The 23,522-nt window shown below is 54.8% G+C and carries 22 protein-coding genes and 1 riboswitch; of the genes, 7 read left to right on the forward strand and 15 right to left on the reverse strand.

The features are described from left to right. Positions 1-14 precede the first annotated feature (14 nt). Together AB1S56_RS21740 and AB1S56_RS21745 are read right to left on the reverse strand one after the other, a co-directional pair. Positions 15-239 carry a hypothetical protein gene (locus tag AB1S56_RS21740; RefSeq protein ID WP_340871983.1) on the reverse strand — a complete coding sequence of 75 codons (225 nt, stop codon included), beginning with the start codon at positions 237-239 and terminating at the stop codon, positions 15-17. A gap of 92 nt (positions 240-331) precedes the next feature. Beyond that, positions 332-415: riboswitch (cyclic di-GMP riboswitch) on the reverse strand. Positions 416-495: 80 nt separating this feature from the next. Beyond that, the gene (locus AB1S56_RS21745; RefSeq protein WP_340871982.1) at positions 496-1,374 is read right to left on the reverse strand and encodes an AraC family transcriptional regulator; all 879 of its coding nucleotides are present in this window, start codon (positions 1,372-1,374) and stop codon (positions 496-498) included. A gap of 127 nt (positions 1,375-1,501) precedes the next feature. On the opposite strand from AB1S56_RS21745, the gene AB1S56_RS21750 reads away from it, so the two are divergent. Beyond that, positions 1,502-2,638: a glycoside hydrolase family 88 protein gene (locus AB1S56_RS21750; protein WP_340871980.1), complete on the forward strand. Its 1,137-nt coding sequence runs from the start codon at positions 1,502-1,504 to the stop codon at positions 2,636-2,638. Positions 2,639-2,729: 91 nt separating this feature from the next. On the opposite strand, the gene AB1S56_RS21755 is transcribed toward AB1S56_RS21750, so the two are convergent. Then, positions 2,730-4,211 (reverse strand): glycosyl hydrolase family 18 protein, encoded by a 1,482-nt coding sequence (locus AB1S56_RS21755; protein ID WP_340871978.1) that lies wholly within the window; start codon positions 4,209-4,211, stop codon positions 2,730-2,732. Between the two features lie 232 nt (positions 4,212-4,443). Here AB1S56_RS21755 and AB1S56_RS21760 point away from each other — a divergent pair, with 232 nt between their 5' ends. After that, a complete protein-coding gene (locus tag AB1S56_RS21760; RefSeq protein ID WP_340871976.1) occupies positions 4,444-5,088 on the forward strand; it encodes a GGDEF domain-containing protein in 645 nt (214 codons plus the stop codon). Between the two features lie 87 nt (positions 5,089-5,175). Next, positions 5,176-5,508, forward strand: coding sequence for an antibiotic biosynthesis monooxygenase (locus AB1S56_RS21765; protein WP_340871973.1), 333 nt, complete (start codon positions 5,176-5,178; stop codon positions 5,506-5,508). A 79-nt stretch (positions 5,509-5,587) separates the two neighbouring features. Here the strand turns inward: AB1S56_RS21765 and AB1S56_RS21770 are convergent, their stop codons facing one another. From AB1S56_RS21770 to AB1S56_RS21805, 8 genes are all read right to left on the reverse strand, one after another. Then, positions 5,588-6,391, reverse strand: a complete 804-nt coding sequence (locus tag AB1S56_RS21770) for an undecaprenyl-diphosphate phosphatase (protein WP_340871971.1) — start codon at positions 6,389-6,391, stop codon at positions 5,588-5,590. Positions 6,392-6,516: 125 nt separating this feature from the next. Continuing rightward, a complete protein-coding gene (locus AB1S56_RS21775) occupies positions 6,517-7,287 on the reverse strand; it encodes a MerR family transcriptional regulator (protein ID WP_340871969.1) in 771 nt (256 codons plus the stop codon). An 80-nt stretch (positions 7,288-7,367) separates the two neighbouring features. Next, the gene (locus tag AB1S56_RS21780; protein WP_340871968.1) at positions 7,368-9,023 is read right to left on the reverse strand and encodes a hypothetical protein; all 1,656 of its coding nucleotides are present in this window, start codon (positions 9,021-9,023) and stop codon (positions 7,368-7,370) included. Positions 9,024-9,041: 18 nt separating this feature from the next. Continuing rightward, positions 9,042-10,541 (reverse strand): cache domain-containing protein, encoded by a 1,500-nt coding sequence (locus AB1S56_RS21785; protein ID WP_340871967.1) that lies wholly within the window; start codon positions 10,539-10,541, stop codon positions 9,042-9,044. 854 nt (positions 10,542-11,395) lie between these two features. Beyond that, positions 11,396-11,884, reverse strand: coding sequence for a hypothetical protein (locus tag AB1S56_RS21790; protein ID WP_340871965.1), 489 nt, complete (start codon positions 11,882-11,884; stop codon positions 11,396-11,398). An 81-nt stretch (positions 11,885-11,965) separates the two neighbouring features. After that, entirely contained in the window at positions 11,966-12,181 is a 216-nt protein-coding gene (locus AB1S56_RS21795) for a helix-turn-helix transcriptional regulator (RefSeq protein ID WP_340871963.1), read from the reverse strand. A 10-nt stretch (positions 12,182-12,191) separates the two neighbouring features. Next, the gene (locus tag AB1S56_RS21800) at positions 12,192-12,665 is read right to left on the reverse strand and encodes a DUF2975 domain-containing protein (protein ID WP_340871962.1); all 474 of its coding nucleotides are present in this window, start codon (positions 12,663-12,665) and stop codon (positions 12,192-12,194) included. Between the two features lie 78 nt (positions 12,666-12,743). After that, the gene (locus AB1S56_RS21805) at positions 12,744-13,520 is read right to left on the reverse strand and encodes a methyltransferase domain-containing protein (RefSeq protein ID WP_340871961.1); all 777 of its coding nucleotides are present in this window, start codon (positions 13,518-13,520) and stop codon (positions 12,744-12,746) included. A 640-nt stretch (positions 13,521-14,160) separates the two neighbouring features. Between AB1S56_RS21805 and AB1S56_RS21810 the strand changes: the two genes are divergently transcribed. The 4 genes from AB1S56_RS21810 to AB1S56_RS21825 all read left to right on the forward strand — a co-directional run bounded on the left by AB1S56_RS21810 (position 14,161) and on the right by AB1S56_RS21825 (position 19,546). Then, a complete protein-coding gene (locus AB1S56_RS21810; RefSeq protein WP_340871960.1) occupies positions 14,161-14,934 on the forward strand; it encodes a hypothetical protein in 774 nt (257 codons plus the stop codon). A 408-nt stretch (positions 14,935-15,342) separates the two neighbouring features. Then, a complete protein-coding gene (locus AB1S56_RS21815) occupies positions 15,343-15,966 on the forward strand; it encodes a TetR/AcrR family transcriptional regulator (RefSeq protein ID WP_340871958.1) in 624 nt (207 codons plus the stop codon). 44 nt (positions 15,967-16,010) lie between these two features. Continuing rightward, positions 16,011-18,410, forward strand: a complete 2,400-nt coding sequence (locus AB1S56_RS21820) for an MMPL family transporter (RefSeq protein WP_340871956.1) — start codon at positions 16,011-16,013, stop codon at positions 18,408-18,410. A gap of 257 nt (positions 18,411-18,667) precedes the next feature. Beyond that, a complete protein-coding gene (locus AB1S56_RS21825) occupies positions 18,668-19,546 on the forward strand; it encodes an AraC family transcriptional regulator (RefSeq protein ID WP_340871955.1) in 879 nt (292 codons plus the stop codon). Between the two features lie 32 nt (positions 19,547-19,578). Here AB1S56_RS21825 and AB1S56_RS21830 read toward each other — a convergent pair whose 3' ends face one another. The 4 genes from AB1S56_RS21830 to AB1S56_RS21845 all read right to left on the reverse strand — a co-directional run bounded on the left by AB1S56_RS21830 (position 19,579) and on the right by AB1S56_RS21845 (position 23,456). Beyond that, positions 19,579-20,256, reverse strand: a complete 678-nt coding sequence (locus tag AB1S56_RS21830; protein WP_340872037.1) for a DUF4166 domain-containing protein — start codon at positions 20,254-20,256, stop codon at positions 19,579-19,581. Next, positions 20,240-21,190, reverse strand: a complete 951-nt coding sequence (locus AB1S56_RS21835; RefSeq protein ID WP_340871953.1) for a DoxX-like family protein — start codon at positions 21,188-21,190, stop codon at positions 20,240-20,242. Before AB1S56_RS21835 ends, AB1S56_RS21830 begins: the two co-directional genes overlap by 17 nt. A 276-nt stretch (positions 21,191-21,466) precedes the next feature. Further along, entirely contained in the window at positions 21,467-22,111 is a 645-nt protein-coding gene (locus tag AB1S56_RS21840) for a response regulator transcription factor (RefSeq protein ID WP_340871951.1), read from the reverse strand. Then, positions 22,092-23,456 (reverse strand): HAMP domain-containing sensor histidine kinase, encoded by a 1,365-nt coding sequence (locus AB1S56_RS21845; protein WP_340871949.1) that lies wholly within the window; start codon positions 23,454-23,456, stop codon positions 22,092-22,094. The genes AB1S56_RS21840 and AB1S56_RS21845 overlap by 20 nt, the downstream gene beginning before the upstream one ends. Positions 23,457-23,522: the final 66 nt, after the last annotated feature.

Raw genomic sequence — 23,522 nt, forward strand, 5'->3', positions numbered from 1 at the left:
GATCGGCCCCTTCTTCATTGCTCTCTCTCAATAATTCCTGCTCTGATTAACTGCTGGATGGTGCGGATCGGAATGCCGGTCATCTCATGCACGTCAAGGATATTCGGGCGGTGATGGGTACGTAAATAATGTCTGACGCGCTGAATGTCCTCCTTCATCTCTTCCATGCAGGCCGGGCAGAAATACGACCGCCTCTTCACAATCATTCCGCCGCACTTCGCGCAATTGGAAATATCCACATTCATGTTCCTCCCCAGGCTCGGCCCCAAGGAAACGCAAAAAAGAGCTTGTCGTCACACCGACTGACAAGCTCCAGCTATAGCTAGCTTCTATCGGCAACTGGCTGGCATAGTCATACACTTTAGCCCCTATAGCTTTGCGTCATTACCTTTCGGTAACTTTGCCTTTTCTATTATTTGATACTAACGAACTAGTAGTTAATTCACATTATACATCATTCCGCGCCGGGATACAGTGTTATTTTGAGCAAAGGTGCTATCTTTCGTAGGTCTTTCTGACCATTCCTCTGTAGGTTTGCGGTGTCACGCCTTTATGCTTCTTGAATAGCTGGCAAAAATAAGGCGTGCCCAGCTGGCCGACCTCCCGCGCAATATCCCCCACCAGCTTGTCCGTGCCGGCCAGCAGAGCGCAGGCTTCACGAATGCGCAGCAGCGTCAAATATTCGGTAATCGTCGTGCCAGCGACCCGCTTGAACAAGTGTGAGACGTGATAAGGAGACAAGTGGCAAGCCTCCGCCATCCGGTTCAGGGAAAACGGTTCTTTGAAGTGGCTCTCGACCCAGTCCACCATCTGAACGGCATGTCCCGACGTCTTCTCCGTTACACCCGGCTCCGAGTCCTCCTCCTGAAGCACATGCTTCTGCAGGTAATGCAGAATTGCAATAAGGAACAATGCCCGCTCCTCGCTCTTCGAAGGCATGTCCCACTGGCTGCGGGTAGACTCCATCTCCAGGAACAGCTCCGGCAGCCGCTTGTCCGTCGACAGATCGAATACCTGACGGGTCAGGAAGCCCTTCCACAGCTTGCGCAGGAATGCCTGAAGCTTCGGGAACGGCTCCAGAAAGCCCTCTACCTGAAGAGGATCGAAGGTTACGTTGGAGCGAATGTAGGTCCCATCGATTCGCGCCGGAACCTCCACCTGATGCAGCTGATAGGGCTGGAACAGAAACAGCATCCCCGGCTTCAGAGGGTAGGTGTGGCTCTCCACGGTAACCGTGCCCGCCCCCTCGTATACATAGAGCAGCTCACAGCCCTGATGGGCGTGGTACATACGCCAGTCTTCGTCTCTGTTCTCGGCGCGGTATGAGAAGAAAAGCAGTTGTCCCCCCATAAACATCGGCTCGATTCGATTCATGAACACCCTCCCTGCTTCCGGCTACAATCGCAATATAACTACATAATATCACAATAAAACGGAATACCGTCACCGTTATAATGTACCTAAGCAAACAAAACGCCGATAAGGCAAGGAGGCAAACACAATGACGATATGGAAGCAGGCAATTGAAGACGCTCTTCGTGTGGTGAAGGCGGATATAGCAAGATTCGGGGACGCATTCCCCCACGTCAGCAACGGCGACGGTGTATATCAATTGAACAACAACACCGACTGGACAGAAGGGTTCTGGTCCGGAATGCTCTGGCTCGGGTATGAATATTCGGGAGATAACTCGTTCCGCGAAGCCGCCGTCAGGACGGTGGACAGCTTCCGCCGCAGACTGCAGAATCGGGTGAATCTCGACCACCACGATATCGGCTTCCTCTACTCCCTGTCGAGCAAAGCGCAATGGATCATTGAAGGCGATGAGGAGGCGAAGAAGCTGACGCTGGAAGCGGCTGACATTCTGCTGGAGAGATGGCGGGAGCGCACGCAAATTCTTCAGGCATGGGGGCCGAAGGACGACCCGGACAATGGTGGACGCATCATTATCGACTGCATGATGAATCTGCCGCTGCTTCACTGGGCTTACAAGCATACAGGCGAGGAGAAATACCGCACCATCGCAGCCATTCATACGGAGCAAAGCCGACGCTTCCTTGTGCGCGGCGACGATTCCTCCTATCATACATTCTACTTCGATCAGGAAACAGGCGATTCGCTTCGCGGCGGCACAGCGCAGGGCTACCGGGACGGCTCGACCTGGACGCGGGGCCAAGCGTGGGGCATCTACGGCTTTGCGCTGGCTTACCGCTTCCTCGGCCAGCCGGAGCTGCTCGAAACCGCCAAGCGGCTGGCCCGCTACTTCATCGACCGGTTCCCTGAGGATGATGTGGTCTATTGGGACTTCGACGCTCCTGTCACGCCGGAGACGAAACGGGACAGCTCGGCATCCGCTATTGCTGCAGCAGGCATGCTGGAAATACTGGGCTTCTTAAGCGATGAGGACCCGGAACGCAGTCTGCTGGAGGATGCTCTCCAGCGCTCCATGACCTCTCTCATCCGAAATTATTCCACGATGGGCGAAGAGGATGCGCAAGGCTTGCTGAAGCGCGGCTCCTATTCCGTAAGAGGCGGTGCAGCACCGGACGATTTTGTTATATGGGGCGACTATTTCTATCTGGAAGCGCTGCTCCGTCTGGAGAAGGGGCTGACAGGGTACTGGTACGAGAGGGAATAACAGAGCGCACCGCACTTCAGGTGGGCGCACAACAAGAAGCCGGACTGCCTTCAGCAATATTGCTGAATGGCCAGTCCGGCTTTTTTTTCAATTAAGGCTGGAGTCCCTTATAAAGCGCCTTCAACAGCGCTCCATCGTCCGAATCATGTGTAAGCGACCAAATCATCGCCCCGGCTAAACCGTTCGCCTTGATATAGGCCGCCTTATATCCGATCGACTCCGGATCGTCATAGCTGATGAAGCTGGTGCCGTTGAACAGGTAGGGTACCTTGGAGACGGGATGGAGGTAGCGCGTATAGCCCTTGCCCAGATAGCTGCTCATAATTTGACCGTAGGTGACAGACTTGCCGCCCTTGAAGCTCTGATACAGTCCCTTGTTAGTATGAGTCACAGCATCGTATTTATACCCATAGAATGGCACGCCCATGACTAGCTTGGAGGGAGGAACGCCCGCTTTCATGTAGCCCTGCATGGCATCCTCTACACTTGATTCATGAGCGAATACGCTTCCGGGATCTCGGTGCAGCGGCGCGTTAAGCCCCGTCTTGCTGTCCCATATACCATGGAAATCGTAGCTCATCACCTGAACAAAGTCGACGTATTGTTGGAGCTTGGACAGCTCCACGTTGCTGCGGTAGAAGCTCCCGCTTGCCCCGGCGATGCTAAGCAGATAGCTCTTGCCATCCTTCTTCCCCTGTGCATCCAGCTTCTCGCGGAGCTTCTTCAGCAGCAGGGTGAAGTTTTGTTTGTCCTCCGCTCGTTTCGCGTTGGAAGCCTCTCCCCCTGCAACGGGGTATTCCCAGTCTATATCAACACCGTCAAAGCCATAGCGGGTAATGAAGGCCACGGCGCTCTCGGCAAAAGCCGTTCTGGACGCGTCCGATAACGCCGCATCAGAAAATTTGCCCGACCAGGACCAGCCGCCAACGGAAATAAACGTTTTCAGATGCGGGTAGCGCTGCTTCAGCTTCCGCAGCTGATTGAAGTTGCCATAATAAGGCTCCTGGGCCGTATCGCCGGCGAATCGCTTCTCCACATCCGCGTGCTTGTCGCCAAGCTCAATCTGGAGATTCTGCCCGATATTGGCGAACGCATAATTAATATGCGTCAATCTGGAGCCGTCTATGTCCGCGATCTGATGTCCGCTGTACGTCGACCACCCCGTATAGTAGCCAATGACCGCTTTGTCCGCTGTTTTCTTCAAAGTGGTCACTGTCACGGAAGCTCCGAACGGCGAGACGTTGCCCCCATGATCGACGGCTCTCACCTGGAAGCTGTATGCGGTTTGCGGCTGCAAGCCCGTTACGAGATAGGCGGGCTCAGGGGACATCCCCACTCGCGTTGAGCCATTATAAATTTCGTAGTATTCCACCCCTCGGTCATCCTTGGATGCCTTCCAGGCCAAGGTGACGGACGTATCCGTCTTGCCAGCAACAACCGTCTTGGCAGGCGCAATCGGCGCTCTCCAGTCCCGCGGCGCCGCATAAGCCGTGGCTCCGACAGAGGCCCAGACGACCGTCCATACGAACAACAAACAGACTGCATAAAGCGATAGCTTTCCAGTGAGTGGCATGTCTGATCCCCCGATAAGTTGATAGCATCCCTATGATTCTACCGACTATCAAGCGTTGTTGTCTATGAATCTATCAGCAAAGATAATGGGATAGATGTAAAAAAAATCCATGAAAAGGAGCCGCTTGCCGCAGCAAGCAGCTGGTGGAATTATTCATTTCTTACAGCAGGCAATCATGGTACAATGGACCCATCTACTTAGACGTAATACCTAATACAAGGATGTGTCGCGCATGAAATACAGGGGTCGGCTTATCGCCATGAGCATCACGCTATTTGTGCATACCGCATACATCATTATTTATTATTTTCGCGTTGGTCGGGTCGACATCATGGATCTGCTGGTTTACCCCTTATTTGCTGCCGTCGCTTACTGGGCCGGATATCAATATGACAAGGCCGTCTATTATTCCGAGAAGGACGCTCTCACCAATCTATATAATCGCCGATTTGTATTGGCCTCCTTTGACAGGATTGGTGCGGTCGCAAGCCGGACAAACAGTCAATTGTTCATTCTGCTCATGGATTGCGACAACTTCAAAGATATTAACGACGCATACAATCATCAGACGGGTGACCGCGTGCTGCAACGTATCAGCCATATTCTTCAGCTCAGCACACGTAAGGTCGACATCGTCTCCCGGTGGGGCGGCGACGAATTTCTGATCCTTGGCCAATATAAGGACGCTTCGGGCGTGGAGGTTCTCGTGAACCGGATACAGAAGGAAATTCGCGCCCTCTCCGACGAGCTGGGCTTCCGCGTCTCCCTCTCCATCGGCTGCGCTGTCTATAATGAGCGGGAGCACAAGGACTTGTCCAGCCTGATCAAGGCAGCCGATGAGCATATGTACAGCTCCAAGCTCAGCAAGAAGAATTGATCAACAGCATGAACACAAGAACCCCCCGTTGCTCTTCTTAGAGGACACGGGGGGCTTAAACCTAAAGAAGCAAAGGAGTTGATTGCGGTGGAGTCCGGCAGACATGAGCGCATAGCTCCCTATTATGCTGTTATTTTTACAAGCAAGCGAACGGATGGAGATAACGGATATGGCAGCATGGCGGACAGAATGGAGAAGCTGGCTAGAGAGCAGCCTGGCTTCCTCGGCGTCGAAAGCGTAAGAGACGCATACGGAGAAGGCATTACCATATCGTATTGGGAGAGCTTGGAGGCCATCAGCGCCTGGAAGCGCAACGAAGCCCATCAGGCCGCGCAGTACAAAGGCAGGCAAGAGTGGTACCAGCAGTACAAGGTTCGCATCTGCCGAGTAGAGCGCGAATATGGCTTCGACAGCATGTAAACTCACAAACAGCAACAAGCGCCTTGCGAGCCGGAATCAAATCCGTGCTTCACAAGACGCTTGTATGGTGGTGCCTTACCTAACGAATGACAAAGAAATAAAAGACGGCCGCCAGCGCAAACCGATAATAAGCGAACCATTCCAGCTTCAGGCGCTTAATCAAATTCAAGAACGTCACAACGGCGATCATCGCCACGATAAACGCGGTCACGAAGCCGATTAGGAACAGCAGCAGGTTATCCGCGGTTAACAGCTCGCGGCTGTCGTACATGTCGAGGACCGTTGCTCCCAGCATCACAGGCACGGATATAATAAACGTAAAGTCCGCCGCCGCCTTCTGGCTCGTGCCTAGCAGCATGCCGCCGGAAATCGTTGCGCCCGAGCGGGAGAAGCCCGGCCACAGCGCCAAGCATTGGAACAAGCCAATGCCGAGCGCCTGCTTGTAGGAAATATTGTCGGTCTCCTCCGCCGTCACGCTCCGCTTCACCCTGGACGCTACGATCATCAGAATACCGCCAAGAATTAAGCTGATCAGCACGGGCGCCGAGCCGAACAGGACGCTCTTGATAAAATCGTTGAAGAGCAAATACACGACGAGCGCCGGAATCATGGCCAGCACCATATGAATGGCGTTCAGCTTGTTCGGGAGCTTAAAGTTTAAGGTCGCTAAGTTTTTCAGAATGTCCATGTACCGGTTCCAGTACAGAATCAGCACGGCCATAACGGCTCCCAGCTGTATGACGATCTTGAAGGTCGTAGCGGCATCGCCCTCGAAATTCAGCAGATCCCCAGCCAGAATCAAGTGACCCGTCGACGACACGGGGAGAAACTCCGTCAAGCCTTCCAGAATGCCTAATATAATAGCGCTGATAAAATCTTGCATGCTTTCTGATCCGCCTTTCTGCAGCCGCGTTAACGGCCTACTCGGGAAAACTTTCCCTCTGCTAGTGTAGTACAAGTATGCGGATCGAAGCAATCGCGAAGAATGTCATCAGCGCTGCTTGGAGGCTATTCTTCCCCCTGCACTCCCGTATAGATCACAATAGCGTCTCTCAGAAACTCTGCCGTTCCGGGTTGGTTCACGTCATAATACGCCTTAAATCGCTCATCCTCGACGTACATTTGGGCAAGGCCCGCATGCGCTTCCTTGTTATAATCATTCCAATAGTACATCAGCCACTGACGATGGAGCTCGGCCGCTTGCTGTCCCAGCTCGGAGGCGGGATCGCCGCCCTTCATTGCTTCCGCCAGCGTTGCAGTCAGCTCCTCGCTCAGCTTCGTTACGGCTTCATACTGCTCCTTCGTCATGCCCTGCAGCTTGGCGTTGGACTGATTAACGGCGTCGTCGCCGTATTTCTCCCGAATTTCATTCCCGTATTTCTGTTCGTTATCCTGAATCAGCTGCGTCTTGAACCCTTCGAACTTCTGCTCATCCGACATGGCGATTCTCCCTTCGTGTAAAGCGATCGTATTCTCCACATTGTGTATGAGGAGCTCGAGCTGCTTTTTTCTGTCGAGGAGCTGCTCGCGATGAGTACGCAGTGCCAGCAAGCCATCGAACGCGGGATTGTCAAGTATCGCTTTGATCTGCTCCAGCCCAACACCAAGCTCCCGGTAAAAAAGAATGTGCTGCAGCTTGTCGACCTCCGCCTGACCATAAATGCGATACCCCGACGAGTTGATTCTAGCCGGCTTCAGAATCCCGATCTCATCGTAATAACGCAGCGTCCTTGTACTGATTCCCGCAATCCTGCCCAGCTTCTGCACTGTGTATTCCATATGCGTCCCTCCTGACAAATCAAAGGTACACCTTGCCGTAGCGTGAAGGTCAAGCGTTTTTTTCTCCGCTCATGCGCCCCTTACTCATAGGTGGGATACACGATGCCTATATCCCGCGCTTCCACAAGCCTTCCGTAATCATAGTCCAGCTGCTGATTCCCCTTCACTGCCACAGGAATAGCCTTCCCTTCCACTGTCAGCTCCCCGCTCACAGGCGCGACGCTCATACCAACGATGCCAAGCAGCTTGCCGGACCGATCAAGCCGGACCCGAATGCCTCCCGGGAAGCGCATATGCTCCTTCCCGTCCCGGTATATAGCGGAGCCGGCTCTGCTATTCACAAGCTCGTAGCGAACGCCGTCCACACTCCGGCCGTATGCCGTCTCGTCCGCCACCTCAGACCCATGATCAAGCGGATAAGGCCGCACCGCCGTGAACCACAGCTCGCCCTCCGGAGTGGGCAGGATGCCGCATAGCCGCTCGACATAGTCCAGCACACACAGAATGGCCGGCGAATACGATTCCGTAAAGCCCTCCTGGCCGTTCCATGGACTGAGCGTCTGGCCGAAGCGCCTCATATGGGACGCCGCTGACAGAATGGGCTGCATGACCCAGGTCAGCTCCACATGTCTGCCATGCTTCTCGAAGGCGTGCGGCGTGCGGATCAGGCTCAGGAAGTTAGTAGTTCCTCCCCAGCTGTTATAGCTGGAGGAGGGATCGAATCTTGGATCGTCCATTGCGATAGACGTGAAGGGGTATCGGGCAAAAAATTTCCTTGTATTCAGCAAATACCGCCGCAGCATCTCGTCGAAAAACGCCTGGTCGCCAACCTCGCAGGCAAGCACCCGCAGCAGCACATCGGACTGGATGCGCACAAACCGATCATGCTTGTCGCGGTCATAGAAGAACTGATCTCCTTCGTCGAAGCAATGCTCGAACAGGCTGCCAAGCGTCTGCTCCGCTTTGTCCAGCCAGACCGAAGCCTCCAAGCCAAGCTCCTCCGCAATGGCCGCCAGATACATCCGCTGGCAATACACGTTGGCCGTCAGATCCGGCGCAAGAAACGGAAGGATCGGCGAGTTGGGGTCACACTGAGCGGCGTCGCCATCATGAGGCGCATCCGGCGCATGCCAGAACCTCGGGGAAAGATCATGACCGGTATCGAACGTGCTGAACGCCTCTACACAGCCTGTCGAGCGCGTATTGCGATGCTTCGCCAGCCACTCGTCATATCGGACCATCGCCTCGTACATCGAGCTCAGGAAGGCCCGGTCTCTGCCATTCAGCCGGTAATGATTCCACACGGACCGCGCCAGCGGCGTCACAAGCTGAATCTGCCTGTACGCCGGTCCCTGATCAGTGATCTTGTACGGCAGCAGCCCGTCCTCCCTCTGATGAACTGCAAAGGAGAGGAACGTCGACTCCGCCACGGACGGAGCAAAGCGCGCAAGCAGCTCGGCATTGATCGTACCCGTGCTCTCCAGCCAGCACCCGCGGTAGATCCCTCCCTCGTGAAGGATTGGCGCTGGTTCGGCGCCTGTAGGAACAATACAGTCCAGCAGCTTGCGCATAGCGCTGCCATATACCTCCTCAAGCGGTCCGCCAGACGCCGCAAACGCGACGTCCGAGCGCTCCCACTCCGCCATAACCTGCCGATCGGATGGCTTCGAGCCTTCTCCGAAGGGGCTGGCGCCTGACTTCCCTCTCAAGCGGTCCAGCAACATCATTTCATCCATACTGCCTATCACCTGCCGTTACTGGTTACTATTGAATATGCTCACAGCGCCCTTATAGAAATCTTGCACCGCTTCTTCTACATTCTTGCGGCCGAACCCAATTTCCTGCACCGTCGTCTTGCCCAGCTTCTCAAATTCTGCGAAGCCAGGAGGATTGTAGCTTACCGCGAATGGCTCGGTCTCGGCCGCTTCGGACACGCGGCTAGTATAATCGTAGACAATCTTGTCGACATCGTTGGCCTCAGCTTCCAGCACGCTGCGGTTCTTCGATGTGACAGGCACGCCGCGATTGTTGCCCAGAATCAAGGCGGCTTCAGGGTCGTTAATGAAGAAGCTCATCAGCATGGCCACTTCCTTCGGATGCTCCGTCTTGGCGTAGCCGGACAGCCCTTGGCTGGACTCGAACACGACCCCCGTACCCTTCGGTCCTCTCGGCAGCTGCACCATCGTCAGCGGGTCCTCCGTCAAGCTCTGATAAGCGCCGAGCTGATTGGATGGAATCAGATTCATCGCGGCCTTGCCGGATGTAATCAACGATTTGCTGGGATCGTCGATAGGATGAGAGACGGCCAGCTCAGGCGTTACGACGCCTCCGTCAGCTGCAGCCTTAGCCCAGTAATTAAACCAAGCCCGTGCATTTTCCTCCGCATATAAGTCGCTTTCCGGCACGATGCCAACCAGCATCCAGTTCGTACGCTTCAGCTTTTTGAACACTACGATTTCCTTATCCCCGCTCGCGTCGTTCGTATAGATGACACCCTGCTTGCGCTTGTCCTTCTTAATATCCTGAATAAGGAGCTCACGGCTATCCCCGTCCGATGCGGCAAATCCATGCTGAGCAAGCAGCGGCGCCCCCTCCTGGTCAAGCAGATAGATGGAGCCCGTCTGCCCCAGATGAATCCGGTCCAGCGGCTGCAGGAAGTAGTCGGTGCTTACGTTGATCTTCATGAAGGAGACAGCATGTGTCGGCTCGAACGTGCCGATCGGCATAACCATGCTGACCACCGGGTTGGTGCTGTTGAATCGGGCTTCAACGGGATCGGCATGGCCGGACACCCAGCGGTGGCCCTCCTGAACGAAGGCCTTGTACCACTCCTCCGCCAGGAAGTCGATGTCCTGCTCCACCTGGTTGTCCGCACTGATCCACATGCCGCTCTCTCGATACACGGTCACACGCTGCACGCTTGAGTAGCTGTTCGTCGCTTGGGTCAGGAAGGCGCTCATCGCCAGATTCGCCAGCATCTTCTCTCCGGCAGGCAAGCCCTCATCGCTCATCGCCGCGTCCCACTCCCTGGTCGTCTTGTTATTGAACACAAGCGAGGCCACATCGTAGATTTGCATCTGCACCATGTCTACGTATGAGCCGTATTCCTCCATCTTCTCCAAGGCCGAGGATTCTATGTAGGACAAGATGATGGCTCTGGAAGCATTGAACAAGACAGCCGACAGCGCGCCGAAGGACAGCACAAACAATATGATAAAGATTGCAATCAGCCTGCTTTTGAGCGAATAAAACATCCTTCTTCCCCCTTGAGCCCCGCTCCGTCGAATAAGTTAGCTATTATCTTATCACATTAATTCTATAAGAGAGGAGGTGGCCGTCCATCATGAGCACAAAAGTGAGACCCGACAAGAACAACCCGAAGCATTCCACAACACGATCCAATAACCCGAGCGATCAGGGTAAAGGCAATTTGCAAAAAAACATGAAATAACCGCTGCTCCCATAAGGAAAACAAGCCCGATCCTGCTAGAGGATTCGGGCTTGTGGTCGTTGCGGCTATACCACCCACTAATTTAACTTTTTAACACTACTCTACATGCAGAAAGTACAGTTATTTTCTCGAAAAGCCCCTCAAGACGGCAGCTAACTGTAGAAGGTTTTACATGTCATCCTCGTTCGCCACTAGACTTTGACACCTCAAACCTCATCGTTTCGCGCTAATTGGGCATACTACTCCCCTTGACACCTGGCTCAAGCAGGCCTTCGGGCTGGACAAGATGGCCGCCCAATACATTGGCATGCAAGGGGACATTTTCGACGCTCACAAGGATATGTCCATGGCTTACTGCATCATCAGTTTTTCAATTTGTAGCTTGTGATGAGCATCATGATGGACAAATATATTCATGTATCGTTCCACTGTGTACTCTCGTTTATCATCGCCGATCCGAAATCTCGCTGCTGGATTACCTATATTTCGAAATTGATTGACCAAATGTGTACGCGTTTCTGTAAATGTTTGAATCATTGATTGCCGAGAAAAGGTTGTTGCCTTCTCCAGTCTATACTTCTACATTTTACCACAACAACCACAAAAAACAGCCGATCCATGAGACCGACTGTCAGGCTTAATTCCTATGAGCTAATTTCATTTCAGAAACTCGTCAACTTGCGCTTTCATTGACAGGATCGTCGTTTTTTTGTAGTTGAGCCCCATCCGAAGCACCTTCATTTGCTGGGAACGGGATAAGGATTTAAAGCGCGGATCTTGCCTCAGATAACGGGTGATAATGGCTCCGCTGCTGCCAATTAGCCGCTCTGGCTTGATAGACGGAACATACTTAGGTAGCCGGGGCTTGCGAAAATGATAAACAAACGAGGATAGCTTAGCGGAAAGCTTGCTTTCATCCACGAGACAAGCTACAGCGCTTTTTTTGGTGTGCTTCTTCAGATAGTCCAAGTGACTATGACCGCTTACCACAACATAGCCGCCTTCCCTGCGGCTTTTGCGAACGATGAGCATGTGCATGCAGTCCTGGGCTGTTCGGCGAAGCTCCTTCATCCGTTGAGTCAGCTTATTGGTTATGCTGCCGGGTTTGATTCTGCTCAGAGGTATATACCTTATTGTGTATCTCATAGGGTAATTCGCCCTCCTTTGTGCCATTTCTGTAGTCTATGCCGGACCTAGGCTCGCGAACACACCCCCTGCAGCCTGCACTTAAGCCTCCTCCTCCATACGGTATTCCAAAATATCTCCAGGCTGACAATCCAGCGCCTTGCAGATGGCCTCCAGCGTGGTAATTCGGATCGCTTTGGCCTTCCCGTTCTTCAGAATCGAGAGGTTGGCCATCGTAATGCCTACTCTCTCCGACAGCTCCGTTACGCTCATCTTCCGCTTTGCCAGCATTACGTCTATGTTAATTATGATCGCCATGATATTCACCTCAAACCGTCAAATCATTTTCCGATTTAATCGCAATCGCATTGTTCAACAGCTTCTGGAGGACTGCCGCAAAGACGGCAATGACAAAGGATGCGAATATCACCACCATGCCCATAACGATAAGACCGGGAGCATCGTCCTTCTCCGCCACCAGATACAGGAAGGGCATGCTTGCCGTAATCACGATGCTGATAGCCACGCCGCAGCTTTTTATCTTTTTCAAAGCGGTGACGGAGCGTTCGGAGAACGCCTTGTTCCTGTCCATGTAGGTCAGAAGTCGATAAGCCTGTAACAATGCGTAGAAATACGGGACCACAGAGACATAAATCGCGATGACAATAGGGTAAAACAAAGCCGGCGTGAACGTGTCCGCGCCCTCTCTCGCCATAACGGGCAGGCCCCATACGCATAGAGCGGCAACCGGGAGGGCGATCAGGACAAGCACAAGCTTCAAAATGAATGTTTCTCTCTTCACATCGAGCACCTCACTTACATTTCGATGCATTGAATCTAACATAATATTTATCGTTTTGCAATAAATTTTAATCGAATATCACTTATTGATTGGTTTTTCGGCAATTACTCGCAAGCGCCTGTAGTCGGCATACACCTCGTCGCCCTTGCTTAAGGTCTCCATCGCTTTGTCGCTGATCCTGCTGCAAGCAGCATGAATCTCATCCTGGCTTAAGCCCTGGAAGAAATCGTCTCCAAACTGGGCTAGCCAGCCTAACATGCCTGCGCGTCCTTCCGGCAGCCGAGTCGGCCGTTCAAAGTAGTGGGCAGCGCGAACCGTGAAGCCTTGGCTCTCCAGCAGCTGGCAGTATTGAGCTAATGAGGGGAAAAACCAGGGATTACGAGAAGCAGCGTCGATCCCATATTGTGCTGTCAAAACATCCGTCATCGCGTTCACGATGGCCTTCACGTTGTCTTTTCCCCCAAATTCCGCAACCAGTCGACCACCAGGCTTCAGCGCCTGCCACACACTATGCAGCACACCCTCGGCATCCTTCATCCAATGAAATGCGGCGTTGGAGAAAACGGCGTCCATTGGGATATCGACATTAAATTGCTGCCCGTCGCCAACATGGAATAGGATATCCGGAATCTTCTCCTTGGCGCGTCTGATCATATCTACGGAAGCGTCCATGCCCATGACCGATGCACCCGACTGCGCAATTTCAAACGTCAAATCTCCGGTTCCGCAGCCCAAATCCAGAATGGATTCGCCGCGTTTTGGCTGCAACCAATCCAGCAGCTCCATGCCGTATTCGGAAATAAAGCCAAGCTGGTGATCGTATTCGTCAGGTTGCCATTGATTCATTGAATTCATGTGGAGCACCTCCATAAGTGGGTATGGAGGTATTATTTCACAATTCCATTTATAACTTAAATATATAGAATTAATATATATTATAGTTTTAACCTATATAGTGGCTGTGATTAGGTCGTTTCGCAGTTGTCCCGAGCGTTGGAGCGACACGTGGTGTCGTTGTTGCTGGCTTTGCGGCTGTTCCGTGCGCTGTAACGACACGTGGTGTCGTTGTTGCTCCATCTGCGACGGTCCGCAGCCCTATAACGACACGTGGTGTCGTTGTTGCTCCATCTGCGGCGGATCGGAGCGCTATAACGACACGTGGGGTCGTTGTTGCTCAATTTGCGGCGGTCCGCAGCCCTATAACGACACGTGGTGCCGTTGTTGCTGGCTTTGCGGCGGTCCGCAGCCCTATAACGACACGTGGGGTCGTTGTTGCTCCATCTGCGGCGGTCCGCAGCCCTATAACGACACGTGGTGTCGTTGTTGCTCACTCTGCGACGGTCCGCAGCGCTATAACGACACGTGGTGTCGTTGTTGCTCACTTTGCGGCGGTCCGCAGCCCTATAACGACACGTGGGGTCGCAGCCATTTGCATCCCAGCGAAAAATGGTAAAATAACCTTATCACGATTTGATTGACGAAAGGCGGACAAGCTATGGAACCTACGTTTACTATTCAGCCCCAAGAGTATACCGCATTCGAAACCGAAAGCCAGCAGCTGGACAAATACAAGGAATGGGGATTCGTCAGCGAGAAGGCAGTCAAGACGAAAACTCTGCTCTACAAAAAAGATGGAAAGAGCCACGCCTGCGACATCGTTGGTTTCGTCGACAAAGCGACTGCTGTCATCCGCTTCGAGGATGGACGTCAGCATTGTATCCATCCCTCCTATCTGAAGGAGATGCAGGCATCCAGCTTCGGCGCAAGAGCAAGCGTCACTAGTACAGTAAATGAGCCAGCGGAGATCGACCAGTCGGCAGACGAACCAGCCCCAGAGGAAATTTCTACGTCAGCACCAGATGAGCCGATCGAGACCGCTGCTCCGTCACAAGCTGAAAAAGCTCCTGCCGATGCTGAACCCTCTACTCCGGCAGCCGAGGAAGCGCCGAAGAAAACAAAGGGCAAAAAAGAAAAGCTGGAGCTCCCGGAGGGCAAGGTGAGCATGACGGCAACGGTTCAGGAATTCACAACCGTGCCCAACAACTTCTCCGACAACGACGATGAAGTCGTCATCTACGAGGGAGTATCCATCGCAGATCCGGCGCTAGAGCTTGGCGCGGCCTGGTCCAGCCACAGCGCAACACTCAAAAAGCTGGAGCTAGCCATCGGTGACACGATTACATTCGAAGCCAAAGTCATTGCCAAAAAGCTAACCAAGCATCCCGTTCCATACAAAATTAATAACCCCTCGAAAATACAAAAAACCTGATTGGTTGGAGAAGCGTTTATCGTGCAGGGACGAACCATTTGAAGCAAATAGACGTGCCACAAACGTCTAATTGTGCGTAGATCGGCGGTTTGAGCAAATAGACGTACCAGGAACGTCTAAATGTGTGGAGACCGGCGGTTTGGAGCAAATAGATGTACCAGAAACGTCTAATTGTGCGGAGACCGGCAGGTTCGAGTAAATAGACGTGCCACAAACGTCTAATTGTGCGGAGCCTACAGGCTCCGCCTTTTTTTTGTTGTGCAGCTTTGTTCACAGTTCGTTCATATCGCTGCTCATTGCGCATTGTTTCCCATTGAGCAATATTGCACATTGGGCAAATGGCGTGATAAAGTAGGTGGTGATTACAATAAGAAGGTGTACCGGGGAATCGGAGGTGATCCTATAGCCATGATGAACAAGCCCAACCTTCGCGAGCTAAAAAAAGAAGCCACCGCCCACGCATTGGCCGAAGCTGCCTTCCAGCTGACGTTGGAACGCGGTCTAGACGGCTTCGTCGTCGAGGATGTTGTGCAGCGAGCGGGGTATTCCCGCCGGACGTTCGCCAATTATTTTTCCTGCAAGGAAGCGGCAGTCGCAATGGCGGCTCATCCGTATCAAGGCGTTGAAGAGGTTTTTGATCTGATTCACCAGATGCCCGACTCTACTCCCCCCATCGAGGCTCTGTATCAATTCGTGAAGATGCAGCTCGCGACCCAATCGCTGCGAAGAATGAGACAGCTGTTCGAGCTGTGCAAGAAGCATCCTACGCTGGAGCCTTATACGCTGAGCGTCATACACAGTCTGCAGAAGGAAACGCAGAAGCTGCTGACGAGCATGTATCAGAATACGTATTCGACACAATATACGTATTTGTTGGCGGGCACTATTTTTGCCACCATCATACCTATGCTGGACGGCACGCTCCGCGTGCTGCTTCCCGGCGATTCCGCAGGGGATGATCCTGAAGCCGCTCCTCTCGAGCATTTCCTGGAAACGACGTTCCAATACCTGCGGCAAGGCTTTCAGCATTAGTATTTGTAATTATATAGATATATAAAGGGAGAGGGATCATCTTTATGTCCAAATTATTGTACAGATTAGGCAAGTCCGCCTACAACAGGCCGTGGGCGTTTATCGTGAGCTGGCTGCTGGTAATCGGCGTGGTTGTCGCGATGCTCGGCGTTAACGGCATGAACGTCAGCTCCGAGATGAAGATTGACGGCACAGAGTCTCAGAAGGTGCTGGATATGCTGGAGCAGGAGCTGCCGGAAGCGTCCGGGGGGCAGGCCAGCGTCCTGTTCACCGCGCCTGAAGGCGAGCGGCTGGATTCTCCTGAACGGATCTCCGCCATTACCGAAGCGGTGAACAAGGTATACGAGCTGGAATATATCATTAACCCAGCGGAATTGGCTGCGGCCGCCGGAGTTTCCTTGTCCGGGGACGCTGCCCAAGGGGCAGGCGCTGCGGGCGGCGCCGCTCAAGCGGGCCAAGGCGCGGATGCTGCAGCTGCGGCCGGCGCGCAAGGCGCAGACGGGACGGCTGGCACTCCGATGGAGCTGCCGCCATACATGCCTCTGATGGTGGACGGCATGCCGGTGCCAGGCGTCCTTATCGCCACAGACGGCAGCATCGCGTTGTTCCAATTCCAGTTCACGGTGCAGCAGAACTCGCTCCCGGCGGGCGTCACAGACTCCGTTGTGGAAGCTGTTACGGAATCCATGGAAGGCTCCGGCGTCACACCGCTGCCAAGCGACTCGCTCAAAGCGGTAGAGGTGCCTATCGGCATTAATGAAGTGTTCGGCCTCATTCTTGCAGCCATTGTATTGGTCATGACGCTGGGCTCTCTGGTGGCGGCAGGCTTGCCGATCATCACTGCCCTGTTCGGAGTCGGAATTGGCGTTGGCGGCGCGTTCGCCTTCTCCAGCTTCGTTACGATGACCTCCTTTACACCTGTGCTTGCTCTGATGATCGGCCTTGCGGTCGGCATCGACTACGCCCTATTTATCGTGAATCGCCAGCGCCGCCTCATCTTCGATCAAGGCCTGACGGCGCGTGAAGCAGCCGCTCGCGCGGTTGGGACGGCAGGCAGCGCAGTATTCTTCGCAGGCTTGACGGTTATTATTGCTCTGTGCGGCTTGCTTGTCATCGGCATTTCCTTCTTAAGCATGATGGCAATTGTGGCTTCGGTCACCGTATTCCTCAGCGTGCTTATCGCACTGACGCTGCTTCCGGCGCTGCTCGGCCTTGTGGGCGAACGTATCTGCTCGAAGAAGGCGCGCGAGAAGAACAGCTCCAGCAACCATTCGCACAAGGTTTCGAACGGCTGGGTGAAGGGCGTCGTCAAGTTCCGCTGGCTGGTCATTGTCGCGGTCATTGTCATTCTGGGCGCTGCGGCGATTCCCGCCGCCAAGATGGAGCTCGGCATCCCTTCCGGCGCAAGCGCCAATCTAGATACGCCCGCTCGCCAGAGCTACGACGCCATCTCCGCCGGATTCGGCGAAGGCTTCAACGGACCGCTGCTCATTGTGGCGGAGGCGAAGTCCGGCACCATTGCGCCGGAAGCGCTGGGCGGCATCGCACAGGAAATAGGCCAATACGACAACGTATCCGTCGTAACGCCGGTTGGCATGAACAAGGACGGCAGCATCGCCATTCTGAGCCTTATTCCGCATACAGGTCCCACAGATTCTGAGACGAAGGACCTTGTGCAGGAGCTTAGAGCCTCCGATTCGCCAATCGCGGAGACATACAACGTAGAGCTCGGGGTGACGGGCTTCACCGCCATCAACATCGACATGTCCTCGCGACTGGCTGAAGTATTCCCGACGTATATCGGAGTCATCGTCGTGCTGTCGCTGATTATTCTGCTGCTGGTATTCCGCTCCATTCTCGTGCCGATCAAGGCTACCGCAGGCTTCCTGCTCAGCATATTGGCCACCTTCGGCATTACGACCGCCATCTTCCAATGGGGCTGGTCCAGCGAGCTGTTTGGCGTGGATACAGGCGGTCCGCTGATGAGCTTTATCCCTATTCTGGTGACGGGCATTCTGTATGGACTTGCCATGGATTATCAGGTGTTCCTCGTCTCCTCCATGCGCGAATCCTATGTGCACGGACAGCGAGGACGGGACAGCGTCATTCAGGGCTACAACCACGCCAGCCGCGTCGTTGTCGCGGCTGCCGTCATCATGGTTGCCGTATTCGCCGGCTTCGTGCTTACGCATGACATCATGATCAAACAAATCGGCTTCGCCCTTGCGATCGGCATTCTGATTGACGCCTTCTTCGTCCGCATGGCGCTTGTGCCGGCGATCATGGCCCTGTTCGGCGACAAAGCCTGGTGGCTGCCGAAGTGGCTTGACCGCATGCTGCCGAATCTCGACGTCGAAGGCGACAAGCTGATTGCCGAGCTTCACGCTGCAGAAGGCAAGGATACCGGAAAAGTCGTGAAGGTAGCCGCCAAGACAAAAGCCTAAAGCCTTTAGCATTCCCGCATTTGCCTATTTACCTATTTACCCAATGACCCATGTAGTCATGGCACAGCCGTTCTGGCAAGCGCACCATACGCAGATAACTACGCCCCCCTTCACTGCCGAAGGGGGGCGTTTGAGCGTTATTGGGCGCGCGGCGTACTCTCATTTCTTATTCGCAGGCCTGCTACGATTCACTCTTGTTCAACGTGACAAGTTTCGTTATATTGGATGCAATACCCGTCTAATGGGAGAGGATCATATTGTCAGCTATCGTAAGCACGAATCTGAATGATGGCTCCTTATATTTCGTATACCGGCGCGTCAGCATGGACAACCGTCACAAGGAGACCTTTCACTCCCATCGCGGGCTGGAAATCCTGTTCATTCACCAGGGCCGGGGCACGATGATCGTCAACAATGTCAGCTATGCTATACGCCCGGGTATGCTGTGCGTCTTCCAGCCCTTCCAGCTCCATCACCTTCAGCTGGAATACACGGAGGGCCAGACGTTTGAACGCTCCCTCGTCATTTTTGAGCCGTCGCGTTATGCGTCTTATATGGCCAATTGGCCTTCGCTTCACGCCTTCTTCAACCGGCTGTGGTCCAGCGTGCTTCCCGCTCCCTGCATCTACGGCATAGACGAGCAGAGCGAGGTTGTTGCCGCGTACCGAAGCATGCAGCTTAGCTTGCCAACTCTGTCAGAGGCGGATCAGCATGAAGAAGCTTCATTATTCCTCATTCAGCTGATTCGCAGCCTCAAGCCCTTATGGCTGGAGCAGCAGGACAAGCAGCCAGCCTCCGCCTTGCGCATGCGCAGAAATCATCAGGCTGAGCTCATGCTGGAATGGCTGGAGGGCCACTATGCGCTGCCCTTCCATCTGGAGGATATGGCGAAGGAGCTGCACCTCTCCACCTATCATCTGTCCCATTCTTTCAAGGAGGCTGTCGGCGTCAGCATGACAGAATATATCGCCGCGCGCAGAATGCACCAGGCCGTTATCCTGCTTACGACGACGGATAAGCCCATTACGCTGATTGCCGAAGAAATCGGCATTACGAACAGCTCTTATTTCTGCAAGTTTTTCAAATCCCGAATGGGCACAACGCCGCATCAGTACCGCAAGCGCTCAGGGGGCTGAATGGTGCTGGCTCCGGCTCTGCTCCGGACGCGTCACTCCCGCTTCTCCTCGCGGAGCGGCTTCACGTCGAGCGGAATATGCTCAGGGGACGTGTCGACCAGGCGAGCCTGGAAGGAGCCCTCGTATTGGAACACGGTGCCCAGCAGCGGATTGTTCACCTCCACGGAGATGCGATACCGCTCCGCCCGGTCGTCATACCATTCGCATACATCGGCAACGCCGGTCAACCCTGCAGGGAACCGAAACTGCAGCAGCCCCTCATAGAATCTCTGCTCGCCCGAGCGGATCCGGATGCCGCCGTTAGGAGCGGCGCTGATCTGCAGGTCGACGGCCAGATGCTGCTTGTTGCCCAAGTAATCGACGATCCGCTCCCGCTCGCCGCTGTAGATCATGGTTGCGTCGAAGCGGCGAATGGCCTGGGGGAACTTGAACTTGCGAATCCACGTTACCGTCTCTCTTCCGAATTGATCAAGGTAAGCGAAGTTCTCAATCGTAAACGGAACGCCCTTCCCCCCTTGAGGAAACATAATATGGCGCTTCGTGCCCCAATAAAGCGGCAGCGCTGCCACCTTGGCATACCAGATGCGCTCCATCACCCCTGTCCCGATAGAAGCGACGCGGTCTGCGCTGCTGAAGCCGAAGCGCTCCTGGATGCGGGGATGCAGCCTGCGGAACTCATCGCCCAGCACCAGCTCATAGATCGATGGCATCATGCCCGCCTCCCCTCTGTCCACTCTCTTCCCGTAATCGGCGCCGGCATCTTCGCGCGCTCGGAACACCATCAGCCGTCATTGCCGCAATCAGGCACAGCACGGCCATGGGCATGCTTGTCGTCAAAGGATTAAACGGCGAAGCCAGAAGCTCCGGCGCCCCTATACATGCCGCTGCTCCAAGCAGGATCAGCAACCCCAATGACACCGCGTATACAATTAGCTTCCTGTGCCAGATCAGCACTGCCGCTCCTGCCGCCAGCTCCGTAATCCCCAGCGCGGGCAGGAGTATCTCCTCTGCCCCCGGGAATAGTCCCGTCGCGGAATAGATGGCCAGCTCGCCGCCCTCCGGATACAGCAGCTTGGGCACAAGTCCCTCGAACAGCCATAACATCGTGATCGCAGCAACACTCATATAGTGGACAGCGGCCAGCTTGAGGCTGACAGCCGGCGTAAGCCCGCGCTCCAGCCACAGCCGCAGCCGGTCGAAGCTCCAAGCCGTGGCATAACCGAAGAAGGGACGGAATAGCAGCCCGTCCAGCAGTCTGCCAAGCTTGCCGAAGCGCGTCTCATAATGGAAGCTGGTGCTGAACGTAACACCAGCGCCGTTCGGCTTGTAGCGCCAGTAGCCGCCGCCTTGGCTTATGAGCGATATCGGCTGTGCGGAGCCGAATACGAGTGTAGACATCCGCTGCCCTGACGTTGACCAGGGGGGTGTGCGAGCTTCACCGGTCCCTTGTATATGGAGCCCGAAGCCGATTCGGGTCCGGTACAGAAAGCGCTGCGGCTGGCCCTCCGCCTCCTTGGGGAGGTAGTTGATCTCCGTAAAGCGCAAATCCCACTGCTGATGCAGCGCCGGCTCCTGCGTATGACGCCATAAGCTCTCCATGTCTGCTGCGATATCCAGCTCCACATATATCGGGTTCCCTTTCATTGGCCCTGCCTCCATCCTCCGCCGACAATTCACACGACTTAGATGCCGGCTTGTTACACCGATTGTAGCCCACTTCCCGCTGCTTGCGGCAGTTCTCTCTTCTGTAGGCCCCATGCCAGAAGGGGTACTACGTCGCGTAGTACCCCTTCTCCCGGCTATTGCCCTTATTTCTTAATCCGCTATCGCCCTTGTCACTTCTTGCCTATTACTTATCGCTTCCCAGCTGTCGCCCTTGTCACTTCTCGCCTATTGCTTATCGCTTCCCCGCTGTCGTCCTTATCGCCCATCCCGCTTGCGGAACAGGCCCTTCCGGCGCACCAGCTCCACCGCTTCCTTGCTGCTCCTCACGCCAAGCTTCTTCAGCATCTTGTTCACCTGATTCTTCAGCGTGCTCTCCGCCTTGTACAGCTTCCTCTCGATCTCGGGCCCCGTATACCCCTTCTCGATCAGCTCGAACACCTCGCGCTCCGCGGGCGTCAGCCTCTGAAGCTGCTCCTCGCGCTTCAGCCTTGCAAATTCCTTCAGCAGCGCGTCCATGGCAGCAGGCTGTCGATAGGCGCCGCGAATCGCGGAGGGCAGCTCCTGATAGCGCGTTTTCTCCACATAGTTGACTGCCCCGGCGGTGAACGCTTGCGTCATGACCTCTTCATCGGTCACCGATGTGAGCATAATGATTTTGGCCGGACGTATATCATGAATTTCCATCGCGGTGTAGATGCCTTCGAAGCCGCCCTTGGTCAGCTGAATGTCCATAAGCACCACATCGAACGATAATGCCTCTGCCAGCCGCAGCGCCTCCTCGGACGTAACGGCAGCTCCTACTACCAGCATATCCGGCTCCCTGTTCAGGTACGACGTCATCGCCTTAATCCAGTCTGGATCATCCTCTACAATGAGCACCTTAATGGGTTCCGCCGTCATCGTTCTCCTCCTTCATGTCCACCCGCATGACCTTCCTCCGGGGAAAAACAAGCGAAGCCGTTGTCCCGCCGCCTTCCCGATTCACCATTGCAACCGTCCCGCCGCACTCCCGCATCACTTGATAGACATAGGATAGTCCCAGTCCAAAATGCTCGGAGCCGTTCTTCGTGCTGTAGAACGGCTCGAACAGCCGGTCCGCCTGCGCGTGCGGAATGCCCGGACCGTTGTCGTCGACCGACAGCCGCACGCTTCGCTTGACCGTATCCACCCGCACCACGATATGCCCGCTGCCAGGAGGCACCGCCTCTATCGCATTGGACAGCAAATTGCCGAACGCCTCGCGGATATGGACGGGATCGCAGATCACCGTAGGCTGGCAGCGGAGCTGGATTTCCATTGCAACACCGTCGCTTGGCAGACGCTCCTGATGCTCCCGCATGACCATAGCGGCCAGCTCGTCCAGTCGAACCGGCCGCTCCTGCAGGACAATGTCCTTGGTCTGGCTGTGAATGCGGCCCACCATGGCCAGCATATGGCCGGAGGCGCGGTCAATCATGCCAAGGTGCGCGCTCGCCTCCTCGCGAACGCCCTCCGGCAGCGTATGGCGGAGGTTATCCGCGCTGATCGCGATTTTGCCAATTTCATTTTTGATCGTGTGATTCAATAGCTGGGTGCCCGAGCTGGCCGCCTTCATCGCGCTTTCCAGCGGATCGCGCTCCATTCGCAGCTTCACTCCAAGCACACCATATACAAAAGCGAGCAGCACCCCAGCCGCCAGCGAATAAGCAATAAAAAAGGATATGTAGTCGAAAAAAGCAAAGGCCGGCGAGACCACTCTAGCCACATAGATGAAGCCCAGCACCGCAAGAAGCGTCGGAACAATCAGAACGGTAGCGATCAGACGGGCTCGCCTTCTGCGCTCATCCCGCTCTCGCCATAGGGACCGCAGCAGCAAATAGCAGGCGAGCAAATAATAAGGTCCGCTCCACAGCAGAAGCAGCAGGTTATGGATACGAAATTCCGCTTGCCCAAAGCCCGCCGCCAGCATGATCGGAACCGGCAGGAATAACAGCCACTGCGGCAAGCGCGGCCGCTGCTGGCCGCGCTTGCCGACATCCGCATAGGAGATGGCGAACGCCAGCACGCCGCATGGCGTTACTGTCAAATTCAGAAACTCGATGGCGCGCGCCGCACCCTCCAGCCCCGCTTCCCTGGCTGCCCCAGACAAGCCGCCGATGGCCGCGAACAGCAGAAAAAACGCGCCCCAGCGGTTCGTGCTGCTCCGAATATCGCTCGCCAGCAGCACAGCCGCGGTTGCCAGCAAGGCCAAAAAATAATAAATCATCCTAATCGACTCCGATATCGAAATGAGACGTCTCCCTAGATACAGCTATACTCATTCTATACCAGG

Origin of the sequence: Paenibacillus sp. PL2-23, from assembly GCF_040834005.1 — a bacterium.
Taxonomy (GTDB): Bacteria; Bacillota; Bacilli; order Paenibacillales; family Paenibacillaceae; genus Pristimantibacillus.

Excerpts from the sequence above, each read along its gene's own strand:
- AB1S56_RS21745 (WP_340871982.1), bottom strand. The coding sequence starts at position 1,374 with ATGAATCGAATCGAGCCGATGTTTATGGGGGGACAACTGCTTTTCTTC.
- AB1S56_RS21750 (WP_340871980.1), top strand. The coding sequence starts at position 1,502 with ATGACGATATGGAAGCAGGCAATTGAAGACGCTCTTCGTGTGGTGAAG.
- AB1S56_RS21755 (WP_340871978.1), bottom strand. The coding sequence starts at position 4,211 with ATGCCACTCACTGGAAAGCTATCGCTTTATGCAGTCTGTTTGTTGTTC.
- AB1S56_RS21760 (WP_340871976.1), top strand. The coding sequence starts at position 4,444 with ATGAAATACAGGGGTCGGCTTATCGCCATGAGCATCACGCTATTTGTG.
- AB1S56_RS21770 (WP_340871971.1), bottom strand. The coding sequence starts at position 6,391 with ATGCAAGATTTTATCAGCGCTATTATATTAGGCATTCTGGAAGGCTTG.
- AB1S56_RS21775 (WP_340871969.1), bottom strand. The coding sequence starts at position 7,287 with ATGGAATACACAGTGCAGAAGCTGGGCAGGATTGCGGGAATCAGTACA.
- AB1S56_RS21780 (WP_340871968.1), bottom strand. The coding sequence starts at position 9,023 with ATGGATGAAATGATGTTGCTGGACCGCTTGAGAGGGAAGTCAGGCGCC.
- AB1S56_RS21785 (WP_340871967.1), bottom strand. The coding sequence starts at position 10,541 with ATGTTTTATTCGCTCAAAAGCAGGCTGATTGCAATCTTTATCATATTG.
- AB1S56_RS21790 (WP_340871965.1), bottom strand. The coding sequence starts at position 11,884 with ATGAGATACACAATAAGGTATATACCTCTGAGCAGAATCAAACCCGGC.
- AB1S56_RS21795 (WP_340871963.1), bottom strand. The coding sequence starts at position 12,181 with ATGGCGATCATAATTAACATAGACGTAATGCTGGCAAAGCGGAAGATG.
- AB1S56_RS21805 (WP_340871961.1), bottom strand. The coding sequence starts at position 13,520 with ATGAATTCAATGAATCAATGGCAACCTGACGAATACGATCACCAGCTT.
- AB1S56_RS21810 (WP_340871960.1), top strand. The coding sequence starts at position 14,161 with ATGGAACCTACGTTTACTATTCAGCCCCAAGAGTATACCGCATTCGAA.
- AB1S56_RS21815 (WP_340871958.1), top strand. The coding sequence starts at position 15,343 with ATGATGAACAAGCCCAACCTTCGCGAGCTAAAAAAAGAAGCCACCGCC.
- AB1S56_RS21820 (WP_340871956.1), top strand. The coding sequence starts at position 16,011 with ATGTCCAAATTATTGTACAGATTAGGCAAGTCCGCCTACAACAGGCCG.
- AB1S56_RS21830 (WP_340872037.1), bottom strand. The coding sequence starts at position 20,256 with ATGCCATCGATCTATGAGCTGGTGCTGGGCGATGAGTTCCGCAGGCTG.
- AB1S56_RS21835 (WP_340871953.1), bottom strand. The coding sequence starts at position 21,190 with ATGAAAGGGAACCCGATATATGTGGAGCTGGATATCGCAGCAGACATG.
- AB1S56_RS21840 (WP_340871951.1), bottom strand. The coding sequence starts at position 22,111 with ATGACGGCGGAACCCATTAAGGTGCTCATTGTAGAGGATGATCCAGAC.
- AB1S56_RS21845 (WP_340871949.1), bottom strand. The coding sequence starts at position 23,456 with ATGATTTATTATTTTTTGGCCTTGCTGGCAACCGCGGCTGTGCTGCTG.